This is a genomic window from Paenibacillus paeoniae (genome assembly GCF_003388735.1).
Classification (GTDB): Bacteria; Bacillota; Bacilli; order Paenibacillales; family Paenibacillaceae; genus Pristimantibacillus; species Pristimantibacillus paeoniae.
The window spans coordinates 583,297-595,818 of record NZ_QUBQ01000002.1 but is presented as its reverse complement, the minus strand read 5'-3'; the positions used below and the strand labels follow the sequence as shown (position 1 = coordinate 595,818).

At 47.7% G+C, this 12,522-nt stretch carries 9 protein-coding genes; 2 read left to right on the top strand and 7 right to left on the bottom strand.

Annotated features, from left to right (window positions below; genetic code table 11):
* The first annotated feature begins 56 nt into the window (after positions 1–56).
* Positions 57–1,625 carry a response regulator gene (locus DX130_RS14950; RefSeq protein WP_116046680.1) on the top strand — a complete coding sequence of 523 codons (1,569 nt, stop codon included), beginning with the start codon at positions 57–59 and terminating at the stop codon, positions 1,623–1,625.
* Entirely contained in the window at positions 1,622–3,394 is a 1,773-nt protein-coding gene (locus DX130_RS14945) for a sensor histidine kinase (protein ID WP_165861296.1), read from the top strand. The genes DX130_RS14950 and DX130_RS14945 overlap by 4 nt, the downstream gene beginning before the upstream one ends.
* Positions 3,395–4,362: 968 nt before the next feature.
* Here the strand turns inward: DX130_RS14945 and DX130_RS14940 are convergent.
* The 7 genes from DX130_RS14940 to DX130_RS14910 form a co-directional block, all read right to left on the bottom strand.
* Positions 4,363–5,214 carry a carbohydrate ABC transporter permease gene (locus tag DX130_RS14940; RefSeq protein ID WP_116046679.1) on the bottom strand — a complete coding sequence of 284 codons (852 nt, stop codon included), beginning with the start codon at positions 5,212–5,214 and terminating at the stop codon, positions 4,363–4,365.
* A gap of 12 nt (positions 5,215–5,226) precedes the next feature.
* Complete coding sequence (locus DX130_RS14935) at positions 5,227–6,135, bottom strand: carbohydrate ABC transporter permease (protein WP_116046677.1); 909 nt, start codon at positions 6,133–6,135, stop codon at positions 5,227–5,229.
* A gap of 77 nt (positions 6,136–6,212) precedes the next feature.
* A complete protein-coding gene (locus DX130_RS14930) occupies positions 6,213–7,565 on the bottom strand; it encodes an extracellular solute-binding protein (RefSeq protein ID WP_206098824.1) in 1,353 nt (450 codons plus the stop codon).
* 249 nt (positions 7,566–7,814) lie between these two features.
* Positions 7,815–8,654: a PRD domain-containing protein gene (locus DX130_RS14925; RefSeq protein ID WP_116046676.1), complete on the bottom strand. Its 840-nt coding sequence runs from the start codon at positions 8,652–8,654 to the stop codon at positions 7,815–7,817.
* Between the two features lie 17 nt (positions 8,655–8,671).
* A complete protein-coding gene (locus tag DX130_RS14920) occupies positions 8,672–10,204 on the bottom strand; it encodes a PTS transporter subunit EIIC (RefSeq protein WP_116046674.1) in 1,533 nt (510 codons plus the stop codon).
* Between the two features lie 157 nt (positions 10,205–10,361).
* The gene (locus DX130_RS14915) at positions 10,362–11,270 is read right to left on the bottom strand and encodes a DMT family transporter (RefSeq protein ID WP_116047219.1); all 909 of its coding nucleotides are present in this window, start codon (positions 11,268–11,270) and stop codon (positions 10,362–10,364) included.
* A 206-nt stretch (positions 11,271–11,476) separates the two neighbouring features.
* Positions 11,477–12,379, bottom strand: coding sequence for a 3'-5' exonuclease (locus DX130_RS14910; RefSeq protein WP_116046673.1), 903 nt, complete (start codon positions 12,377–12,379; stop codon positions 11,477–11,479).
* Positions 12,380–12,522: the final 143 nt, after the last annotated feature.

The following is a 12,522-nucleotide window of genomic DNA, read 5'->3' as shown; positions in this document are numbered from 1 at the left end:
TTAGTCCGAATCCATTACTATTCGTGATACTAGCCGAAGATCTGGAGATGATGCTAATGTACAAGGTGCTGCTGGTCGATGATGAAATTCTCGATTTGAAAGGGATGCAGACATTTATTCCTTGGCAGGAGCTTGGCATGGAAGTTTTCGCAGCCGTAACGAACGGTTTTGCGGCAAGCGAAGTGATAGAGAGAGAAAAAATTGATATTCTCATTACGGATGTTCGGATGCCGAACATGTCTGGTTTGGAGCTGGCGCGTAAAGCGCTTGATCTGTATCCAACTATTAAGATCATTTTTGTAAGCGGTTATCAAGACTTTCACTATGTCAAGCAAGCGCTGTCGCTGAATGCATGCAGCTATGTCGTCAAGCCGATGGACGATAATGAATTAATTGAATCTCTGCGCAAGCTTCAGGTTGACCTGAATGAAGAACGCAAGCAGTTAGAGACGGAGCAGCTTTATAAACGGATGTTCCCTATTGTAAAGACGGAGTATTTGCTTCAGTTGCTTGAAGGTACCTGGGACAAAGAATCGATAGATTCACTGCTGGATAATTACCAATTCAATCAATTGAAATGGCCTGTTCGTGTGGTCGTAGTGGAACGTGATGATTGGATGCGCAAGCGGAATGTTGAAGAAAACTTCGATGAAACCGAGTTGTCCAACGCTTTTTGGAATGGCCTTTTTTCTTTATGCAAAGATTTGGACATCCTACATTACTGCAGAGTAACGGATAAACGGATGGCGCTCTTAATCGAAAACGGCATGGAATTGGACAAGCTCAGAGATAAGTTTAATGAAGTGTCAGGTCCAACACCAATTTCGGTGACGACAGGCGTAGGTGGCGCAGTATCGCAAATAACGGAGTTAAAGGATTCCTATCGCAAGGCGCAGACGGCACTTGATTATAAGGTTTTTTATGGTAAAGGGAAAATCATTCATCATGATGCTGTTCAATCCACGCAAATGAAGGATGTACAAAGTCTTGATATTCAGCTTGACGCATTGTTCGAAGCGATGACGAACTATGAATTGGTAAAGGTTCATGACGAACTGGAGATGCTCTACAGTCTGGCTAATAACATGAGATCCAAGTTTACGATACAGAACTTTACGATGTTTTTGCTCATGAAGCTTGATGCGTATTTACAAAAAATGAACGAAGATCTGTTCCGAATGCTGAACCTGGATTTGGGCAGTTTGGATATATTGCTGCGTTACGAGACCATGGACGAGATTCATTCGTGGCTTCGCTATCGAGTGTATGAGCTGTCAGAGATGCTTCAAACGAAGAAGCATAAGAAGAATTGGAAGCTGGTTCAAGATATTGTTGATGATGTAAAACTGCGGCTGCATGAAAACATCACGCTTAAAGATGTAGCCGAGAAATATTCATTCTCACCAAACTATTTGGGACAGATTTTTAAGGAAGAAATGAAGACCAACTTTAGCGATTATGTATCCATGCTAAGAATGGAGAAGGCCGGTGAACTCTTGGTCAATACGAACTTAAAGGTATATGAAATCGCGAACTTAATCGGCTACCGCTATCTGCCTTATTTCAGCCGCCAATTCAAAGACTATCATGGCAAAACGCCGTTAGAGTATAGAAGAAAGCTATGAAGATGATCCGCAAATACCGCTACTTACCGTTCGGCTATAAGCTGATGCTGTCTTATTGTGTCTTTATTATTATTCCGGTAATTGTCATCAGTTTTTTCGCTAACTCTGTATACGTGAAGTCGATTCGCGAACAGCTTGAGAGCAGTGTGCATGGTACAGTCAGCCAAATGATCGATAATGTATCCTATAAAGCCGGGGACGTTATCCGTGTATCGAATTTTTTCTACTTTGACTATACGATCGCTAGACAGCTTCGTAATTTTGAAGAGGGCTGGGTCGGTTATGAAGCTACGACTAACTTCTTTTATCCGAAGATAGAGGCTTATAAGCAGGCGTCGAGTGTAAATACGTGGCTGTCGATTTATTTGCATAACAAGTTGTTCTCAGAGATGTATAGAAATTACCAAGGGAACGATCCGCTGAGGGGCAATTCGGACAATCCCTATGATATTTATCATATCGACCGTATCCAGAAAAAAATATGGTACCTGAACCATTCAGAAGAATTATACGGTGAGACGATGGTGTGGAAGCAGATCGAGGACGATACGAAGTTCGGCCGCATCTCGCTCCTTCGCAGACTCGTAAATATGCAAATATCCGGGAAGCTTCAAGAAATAGGCTTTATTCGTCAAAGCGTGTATTTGTCCGATTTGTTCCAGGCGATTGATTATACGAAAATTGGCAGCGATGCGACGATTTATATTATTGACGAAGACGAGAGAGTTAAGATGATATCCGGTCCATCAAGCTATCGGTCGGGCGATGTATGGGATGCAACGGATTTCAAGGACTACATGGTCATTGAAAATGTCGTCCCATCGTTGGAATGGAATGTCGCTGCAGTTATTCCGAACACGATCTTCCAGGAGAAGATCAATGAAGTTCGGTTGTTGACCTTTATTATTTGCTTGATCTTTACAATCGTTTATTTTGTATCCGGAGCGCTCTTATCTAATTATTTCTCCAGGAAAGTAAACAAAATTGTATCCGTTCTGGATTCCTTTCAGGAAGGTAACTTTCATAAGCGGACGAACTTCAAAGGAAATGACGAGTTTAGCCAAATATCCCGTGCGCTCAATGAAATGGGGCAAAATATCGGCGAGCTGATTCACAAAGTTTATGTGGCTGATCTGGATAAGAAAGAGGCGGAGCTGGATATGCTGCAAGCGCAGATCAATCCGCATTTCTTGTACAATACGTTGTCTTCGATTAGCCGTCTGGCCAAATTCGGCGAGTTGGATAAGCTGCAGCGTATGGTCATCGATTTGGCGAAGTTCTATCGTTTGTCTCTGAATGAAGGGCGTATAATGCTGCCGATTGGCGAGGAATTGGAGCAGGCGAAAGCCTATATTAACATCCAGAAGATCAAGTATGAGGAACGAATGGGTGTCACGTTCGATATCGATCCGCAGATTCTTCAGTATTCCACGATCAAGCTGATTATTCAGCCGTTTATCGAGAATGTATTGGAGCATGCATGGTGCGGCGACCGCATTCATATGCGCATCGTAGGCGAGATGGAGGATAATCATATCGTGTTCAAAATCATCGACGACGGTGTCGGCATCAGCGCTGATCTGCTAGAGCAGATGAATGATCCGGAAGAGAGCATAAGCGTGGGTTATGGCATTCGCAACGTGAATCAAAGAATCAAGCTGTATTATGGACAGGCCTTTGGCGTTAGTATTTTCAGCCGACTGGGGATTGGTACGACGGTACTCATTCGCATTCCGACAGAAAAGCCTGCAAACTTGAAAATTAATTAATGGTCGACGTTGAATAGATAAGCAACACAAAAGAAGCCCCCTCACGAAATGGTAGCTAGAAACGCCCATTTCCAAGGTACGGCTTTTTTTGCTGTTCGTTTGACCTCCATAAGACCATTTAAGTCGATCTCATCGATCTAAATCGCACACGTGACCTCCATAAGACCGTTTAAGTCGGTCTCATCGACCTAAATCGCACGGATGACCTCTATAGACCATTTAAGTCGGTCTCATCGACCTAAATCGCACGGATGACCTCCATAAGACCGTTTAAGTCGGTCTCATCGACCTAAATCGCACGGATGACCTCCATAAGACCGTTTAAGTCGGTCTCATTGACCTAAATCGCACGGATGACCTCCATAGACCATTTAAGACGGTCTCATCGACCTAAATCGCACACATGACCTCCATAAGACCGTTTAAGTCGGTCTCATCGACATAAATCGCACGGATGACCTCCATAGACCGTTTAAGTCGGTCTCATCGACCTAAATCGCACGGATTCCATAGACCATTTAAGTCGGTCTCATCGACCTAAATCGCACACGTGACTTCCATAAGACCGTTTAAGTCGGTCTCATCGATCTAAATCGCACACGTGACCTCCATAAACCGTTTAAGTCGGTCTCATCGACCTAAATCGCACACGTGACCTCCATAGACCGTTTAAGTCGGTCTCATCGACCTAAATCGTACACGTGACCTCCGTAAGACCATTTAAGTCGGTCTCATCGACCTAAATCGCACACGTGACCTCCATAGACCGTTTAAGTCGGTCTCATCGACCTAAATCGCACACGTGACCTCCATAAGACCATTTAAGTCGCTCACGTCGACCTAATTCGCCTCTACAAACATGCCTGCCACTAAACTAACAGATCAGGAACTATTACTAAAAAAGCAAGTAATCAGAAAAACGGTTGGTTGCGCAGGCTACAGATTCAGACACTGTATAGTTGCATGGTTTATTTGACAGCGCCTGCCGTTATGCCGCCTGTAATTTGTCTCTGGAACAGTGAATACAGGATGATGATCGGAACCATGGAGATGACCAGTCCTGCGAAGAGAGGGCCCCATTCTGTACGGTATTGCATCTCGCCCTGCATAACGGCGATACCGACAGGTAAGGTATAGATCTTCTTCAGCGGGTCATTCATAATGACCGTACCCAAGATGTATTCGTTCCAAATGGTCAAAATGTTCATGATGGCCACCGTTATCAGTCCCGGCTTTGAGAGCGGAAGCATGATCCGGAAGAACGTGCCTGCCTCCGAGCTTCCGTCGATGGCCGCGGCTTCCTCCATTTCCTTCGGCAGTGACTTGTAGAAAGCGACTAGCACGAAGATTCCAAATGGAAGTGCGCCTGCGCCATAGACGAGTATGAGGCCAAGGAGATTGTTCGTCAGTCTGATGCTGTCCAAGAGGAAGAATAACGGAATCAGACTCAGAATTAGCGGAATCATCATAGCCGACACATAAATAAAGTACAGGACACTGCTGCCTTTGAACGGATACCGGGCGATGACATAAGCGGTCATGGCCGAGAGCAGCACGGCAAGCGTCGTAGCTGCAAAGGTGACGCCTACAGAATTCAAGAAGTATACGCCGAATTTATATTCTGTCCACACGTAGGAGAAGTTGGACCACTGAAGCGGGAACTCTGGCAGCACCCAAGGCTTGTTGCCATAGAACTGTTTGTTGTCCTTCAACGATGAGAGCAGCGTCCATATGAGTGGATACACGACTGCGACTGTCCATATCAGGAGCAGCAAGCGGACGACCCATGTGACGAGCCATTCTTTTTTGGTCAGTTTCATTTGCAAGGCCTCCTACATTTCGATCGTTTCCCGCTTGAGCAAGCGGTTCAGTATGAGGGACGTAATCAGCGTCAGCGTCAGAATGAGCACGCCGATAGCGGAGGCATATCCCATATGGTATTGCTGGAAGCCGATTTGGTACAGATAGGAGCCCATAACTTGCGTTGAATTGTCGGGACCGCCCTCAGTCATCAGGAAGATGATAATGAAGGAGCCATTCAGTGTTGTGATAACGATATGGATGATAGATACTTTCATCTGCTCCCAGATAAGCGGAATGGTAATATGTTTGAACTGATGCCACCTGGAGGCGCCGTCGATACCTGCAGCCTCGTACAGCGACTCAGGAATGTTCATGATCGCGGCCATGAGCAGAATCATATAGAAGCCTATACCGGCCCATACAGCAGGTGCTAGAATGGACCACATGGCTGTATTAGTCTGGCCTAGCCATACGGTCGTAACGGCTTCACTCGTGAACAGGGAAAGAAAGGCATTAAGAAATCCGATATCGGATGGGTTATAGATATACCTCCATAGGACGCCGATAACAACGACAGAGATCAGGTTAGGAAAGAACAGAATAACCCGGAACACACCGGTTCGCTTGATACTCATACGAGTCAGCGCTACCGCCAGAAAGGTTGCAATAGCCAATATGAATACCACTTTCCAAAATACGAGGAAGTAGTCGTTGAAGATGGCTGTGCCGATAATGTCGTCCTTGAGCATTCTCTTGTAATTATCCAGACCGATAAACGTCATATTGCCTGAATATCCAGACCACTTGAATAAGCTGATGTATAGGCCTCTTAGCATCGGATAAGCGGTAATCACACTGAACAGGATGAAGGTCGGCAATATAAATCCCAGAATGAACAGGGAACGTCTCAGTCGATAGGATGTTGGTTTGGCTGTCATGGCTTACACGCCCCTTGTGAAATCATTATGCGGGCAGGGAGGAGAGAACCTGCCGCTGCCCGCCATGCAATCCAATATTATCTAGCCGCTGCTGCTGCCTTCTCCAGTCGGTCGCCCCACTCTTCCGGCGTGATGCGTTTGTCCAGCAAGGCGATGATGCTGTCTTGCAGAGCCGTCTCTACATCGGCATTCACGATCAAGGCTGGCGCTACGACCAGATTATCGCTGTTGAAGTAGTTCATAGCTGTCTTCACGACCGGTCCGGCTGTAGAGTTCTCCAGGTCTGCCTTCACGTTCATGATGGCGCCTGTCATCTCAGCCCAATCTACCGCGAATTGCTTCGTGAAGATGAACTCGAGGAACGCTTTCGCTGCTTCCTGATTTTTGGCTTTTGCTGCGATAGCTACAGAAGCAGTGTAAGGAATGGCTACATATTTCTCGCCTTTGTCTTGCATAACGGATGGAATGAAGTCGAACTCAAAGCCTTCCGGCACATCTTTGCTCATTTCATTCTCCAACCACAGTCCATTCGGGATGAATGCCGCTTTATGCTGGAGGAATGCCATTTGGGAGTCGGTATGGTTCAGCGCAATCGCGCCCGGATCGACAAAGCCGGCGTCGCGGACTTGGACGATTCTGTTCAGAGCCTTCATAACCGGCTCACTCTTGAAGATGCCTTCCTCCAGGCTTGCCATTCTGGAGATGATGGAAGTGTCTCCGCCGTTAGCCGCAACGATTGCGGAGTTGACCAAACCGCCGTTGATGTAGTAAGGGTAGACGCCTGTATGGATGTACGGGGATACGCCAGATGCTTTGATCTTTTCGCTGACAGCCATGAAGCTCTCGAAGTCAGTTGGAGTGTCCCAGCCTTGTTGTTTGAACCATGCTTTGTCGTAGAACGTTCCCCATGAACCGAATACGAGCGGCAGTGTAAAGTTCTTGCCACTGTAGTCCGTTGGCCCTGCGATAGCGATGTCGAGAATTTTTTCTCCGTCGCCGTTCGTTGCGCCTTTCAGGAAATCGGTTAGATCCAGCAGTTGTTCGTCCGTTACCATTTGAGCCTCGTTGGAGCCTGCGCCGTCGATGTAGACGAAATCCGGCGGGTTGCCTTGAATCCAGCGTGGTCTCATTTGATCGTTGATTTGGGAGCCTGCGGTCTGCTTAATGTTAAGATTCGGGTTCTGTTTCTGGAACTCCCCGATTACATGCTTCCACCATGTGTCGCCGTAGCCGCCGACAAAGTATTGAATTTCAAAGTCGCCTGTCAATCCTTCAGATTTGCCGCTGTCATTGCCGCCGTTGCTGCTTCCTTGGTTGGTGCTGCTTGGAGCGGGCTTCTCTTTGTTAGCGCCTGAACAGGCTGCCAGCATGCTGAATGCCAGCGTCAGAATCAAAGCGATCAGGATGGACTTGTTTTTCCAAGTGTTCATAGATTCAATCTCCCCTTAGATATGTTTGGTGTGGAAAACGCTTGCAATGCGGATTGGTCATGCTGCCTGTGTACCTGTACGATCACGATCCTCCCTTCCTCACGTCAAAAAAGGACATTAGAAACGAAGCGAGTCTTGCCTGCTTCGATAACTAATGCCCTTTCGGTAACACATTATCGTGAAATGTATGAGGTTTTACGAGTCAAATACTAATAAATAATAACTAATCTGTCAATCATTTATTTTTTATCATGGGTGCTCGCGTTGATTCAGACGTTCAATATGCAAGGTGAGAAAGCCGATTTCATCGTCAGGAACGGGCTTTTTAAGTTGCTCCTCCAGAATGGCGCTAAGCGTAAGGGAGCGGCTGTAGGACAGCGGATATTCGATCTTGATTTTGTGCAGGAGCGGGTTTTTAATATGCGCTTCCTTGCGGATGCGATCTATTAATCCCTTTAAATGCGAAAGAAAACGGATGGAGGAGAAGGAGTCGCTGAATACGAGGCCAAGCTCCTTCGCTTCGTCCATAATTGTGGCGACAAGTCTGACCACAGCAAGCGTTTCAGTGCCGCGCTCACGGTTGCGCGCGCCATGAAAATGCATGGCCAAAAATGCGATCTCGTCCTCGGGGAGTCCGGCGTCCAGCTTATCATTCAAGTAACTGACTGCTTCGGCAGCAACGTCGTATTCGTCTTTATACATCAATCTGATCTCATACGAGAAGGGATTCGTAATGAGGACACCCTGGCGACAGCGCTCAATGGCAAAGTTGATATGGTCGACGAGCGCGGCATGAATCCGCTCGGAGAACTCGCCCTCCAGCCGCTGCTGGGCCATGGCGATGACCTCTTCCGTTACGCCTACGATACGGGTATCGACATTGTTCAGGATTTGCTCGTAGTGTTCGATGGTTTCCATAGTATGCAATAAAAACTCCTGTGAAATTTGGGATTCGGCGATGGCCATGCCTGGCTGCCGTTTGAAGCCGATTCCTTTGCCGAACGCAATGGAATTTTTGCCGGAGGATAGCTTGGTCATCACGACATTGTTGGAAAGCACATGAATGATCTTTCTTTCAATTGCGGTCATCTTTACTTACCCTCCAATCACTCTGGGTTATGGTTGACTTGGGCTTTCAGAATCTCTTCCTTGATCAGCTCGGAATCTGTGCCGAAGACGACATGAACCCCATTTTTTCCAATGCGGATGATCCCGGCCGCGCCTAGTTCACGAAGCTTCTGCTCCTGGACCAGGCTGGGATCGTGAAGTGTCAGGCGCAGCCTCGTAATACAAGCATCGATATCGATCATATTCCCGTATCCGCCGATCAATTCCGTCACTTCTGCAGCTTTGTAGACAATCAGCTTGATATTGGGTGTTCTGAGCGCCGTGACGACCGGTATAGAGCCAGAGGCCGCCGCCTCAGAGACAGCCTCGTGAAGAGGCTGGGATGAAGGGACGGATGATAGGAGATTCCCTTCCGCAAGCGCTTCCGTTTTGTCGTCGGCTCTACCTGGCGTAGCAAAGTTAAAGGTGCGAATCAAGATGTAGAATACAAAATAATAGAGGATAAAGTAGGCTGCTCCAATCGGAAATACCAGCCAAGGATTCGTCGACTGGCTCCAGTTGATGGCGAGGTCAATGAAGCCGGCGGAAAACCCGAATCCAACCTTAACCTCCAGCAGGTGCATGATCGTCATAGATAAGCCTGTCAGAACGGCATGAACGATGAATAAGGCAGGAGCTACCAGCATAAAAGCGAATTCAATCGGCTCCGTAATGCCCGTCAGGAACGAGGTTAAGGCAGCGCTTAGCATGATGGACATGATGACCTTGCGGTTTTCCGGCTTTGCGCATCTCGCCATTGCGATAGCGGCGCCCGGCAGGCCGAACATCATGATCGGGAAGAAGCCAGTCATATACGTGCCCGCTGTAGGATCACCTGCGTAAAACCGGGTCAGATCGCCCTGTGCGATCTTGCCGCCGGCTTCCGCGAATTCACCAATCTGGAACCATAAGATATGATTCACGATGTGATGGAGTCCGGTCGGAATAAGCAGGCGGTTAATGGTGCCGTACAGGAACGTTCCGATGCCGCCAGTCGATTCAAGCCACAATCCGAAGCCGGTAATGATGTCCTGTATCGGCATCCAGATGAAGCCGAGCAGTCCCCCGAGCACGGTCATGGTAAGTGCTGTAATGATGGGCACAAAACGTCTGCCTGCGAAGAAGCCCAGCGCCTGAGGCAATTGAATATCTTTGAAACGGTTGTACAAATATGCGGTAATGCCACCAGTAATCAATCCGCCGAGTACACCCATCTGCATATTGGTTTCCGCCAGATCATTCGTTTGCATGATTTCGAATGTGCGCATGACTTCCTGGAAAACCATGTAACCGAGTGCGGCGGATAATGCAGCGACGCCTTTCCCCTGTGTCAGGCCAATCGCGATGCCGATGGCGAAGAGCAGGGGAAGATGGTCGAAGATCGCCCCACCAGCCGCTTCGCAGATCGCCGCAAGCTTGATCAGAAAAGGGTGCTGGAACTCAATCTTTCCGAAGCGGAACAATATCGCAGCCGCAGGCATTACTGCAATGGGAATCATGAATGAACGTCCGATGCGCTGAATATAACTCATTTGTTGGTATTCACCCCATTTTATGTAAGAAAAAAAGGCATAGCTCAAGAATGCTATCTCTTCTTGAACTAATGCCCATGCGGTAACACGTTCGGAATTTTATTCGATTATTCACAAAAATTATACAATTTTGTTCTCGTTTCTGTCAAAGCAAACTTCATGATTCAGATGCGGGAACAGAGCGATTGGACTTCTCGCCATAACGAAGAAACAACCATACGCCAAACAAAATAAATACTCCTGCTCCAAGCTGATAGGCGGTTAACGACTCCTTCAGCAGCAGCCATGCCAGCAGAGAGGCGATGACGGGCTCGCCAAGCACGGACATGGAGACGGCGGTTGCATTCATATATTTCAGCAGCCAGTTGAACAAGTAATGCCCGAAGAGCGTAGGGATGATAGCGAGAAGCAGGAAGATACCCCATTCGGAAGCTTCATAGCCGGTAAAGGCATTGCCTTGCGCCACATTATAGACAGCCAGGAAGGACGCCGCGAAGGCGAATACCCAGAAATTATAAGGAAAGGCATCTATACCTTCACGCAGCTTCTTGCCAATGAGCATATGGAGCGCAACGGCGATTGTGCCGAAAAAGGAGAGAGCATCTCCATAGAGTGCCGTCCCGGATAACTGAAAGTCTCCTGCGCCAATGACAATGGAGCCGGCAATGGCGATGCCCATTCCCCATAACATCATCGCGTTCGCCTTTGCTCGGAATAGCCAGTAGGAGCCCAGCATAACCATGAGCGGCTCCAGCGTCAGGATGACGGTGGAGCTGGCTACGGTCGTATAGCGGAGCGAAGCCATCCACAGCAGAAAATGAAGGGCAAGCATAGCCCCGGAAACGGCAAGCCAGCCCCACTGCCGCTTACTCAGCCGGAAAAGCGACGAGCGATACTTCCATACAAAGGGCAGAAGCAACACATTCGTCAGATAGAGTCGGTACATGGCAATAACAGCTACATCAGCCTCAGACCACCGGACAAAAATAGAGGAAAAAGATATCGCTACAATACCGACCAGATACAGAAACTCAATACCGGTAAAGCTTTTCAAACGGCGTGTCATAGATGTTACTCTCTCCAGTCGTTGATCAATAGTTGTATAAGGCACAACGAAGATCATACTCCCGCAGCCTTTCTGCTGTCAAAGATAATTTTGCAGATAAGAACAGGCGTTATTGACTACCTTAACCGGGCAAAAAGAAAGCTCGCGAATGCGCCACTGTAGGCATATTCGCGAGCTTATTGCGCTGAGAGGAAGAGAGGATATCCTTAAGCCTTGTTTGAATCAGAGGCATCCGAAGAGGAAGCAGAAGGGGAGCGGTCATCCGGCTGACTTAAGCCCTCTGTATCGGATGTGTGCTCTGTGTGCTCTCGTACAGATTCCTCGGTTGGCAAGGCAGCATCTTCTTTCTCCGGCTTGTTCGCCTTCTTCTCCAGTTCCGCAAGGAAATAATTCTTCAACTCGGCTTCCTTGCGAGGGTCTTCCAGCTTCACTTTATCCTTCAGAACATGCTCAAGGAACGATTCCCATGTCGGCTCCAGCTTCTGGGAGCGAAGAAGACGGATGGAATTCTTAACCAGCCTGCGCTCCTTGGCATTTGTATACAAGTCTTTGTAATGTTGCGTATAGCTGAAGTCCAGCTCTTTATATACGCTGCGCAAGATATCGGCCGTCATGCGTGCATCATCCAGCGCGCGATGGGCCGAGCCGTCCGAAGACAAACCAAGCTCGGCTAAGGCAGCCTCGACGCTTACGTCGTTGGTCAATCCCTTGATACGGATATACCCTTTGAGCAAATCGTAGTAAGGTGTGGCGAGCCAGTAGGCATCGTCCATCTTATGCATGCGCGTATCCAGCACAATCCGCTTCAAGTCTTCGCCGCCCCAAGTGAAAAGCAGGGGTTGCTCGCTTTTGCCAAGCCATTCAAGAAATTGGCGTATGACTTTGGGAAATCCGGATGCCGTATTAATGGATTCCTGCGGGATACCCGTTTTTTTCTGAATAAATGAGTTCAGTTTGGAAAAGTAGACCGGTTTGATGAATGCGGTAAATTCGTCTATAGGTTGAAGAGAGGCGTCCAGGCGTACAGCCCCGATCTCAATCACTTCCATGGGCAAATCGCTGGCGAATTTGCGACCGTTAAATTCAATGTCCAACACGATGTAATCCAATTCGATAACCTCCGCTTAGTGACGTGCACTATACATTTTAGCAGATTTGCGCCATGAATGCTTAGCCTTGACATCGCAATGTGACAGTATTGTAATTTCAATGGCTATTGAAATCGTATATACTAGGAACGGTAGAAAGCTTA

Coding starts and splice junctions, on each gene's coding strand:
- DX130_RS14950 (WP_116046680.1), top strand. CDS start 57: ATGTACAAGGTGCTGCTGGTCGATGATGAAATTCTCGATTTGAAAGGG.
- DX130_RS14945 (WP_165861296.1), top strand. CDS start 1,622: ATGAAGATGATCCGCAAATACCGCTACTTACCGTTCGGCTATAAGCTG.
- DX130_RS14940 (WP_116046679.1), bottom strand. CDS start 5,214: ATGAAACTGACCAAAAAAGAATGGCTCGTCACATGGGTCGTCCGCTTG.
- DX130_RS14935 (WP_116046677.1), bottom strand. CDS start 6,135: ATGACAGCCAAACCAACATCCTATCGACTGAGACGTTCCCTGTTCATT.
- DX130_RS14930 (WP_206098824.1), bottom strand. CDS start 7,565: ATGAACACTTGGAAAAACAAGTCCATCCTGATCGCTTTGATTCTGACG.
- DX130_RS14925 (WP_116046676.1), bottom strand. CDS start 8,654: ATGACCGCAATTGAAAGAAAGATCATTCATGTGCTTTCCAACAATGTC.
- DX130_RS14920 (WP_116046674.1), bottom strand. CDS start 10,204: ATGAGTTATATTCAGCGCATCGGACGTTCATTCATGATTCCCATTGCA.
- DX130_RS14915 (WP_116047219.1), bottom strand. CDS start 11,270: ATGACACGCCGTTTGAAAAGCTTTACCGGTATTGAGTTTCTGTATCTG.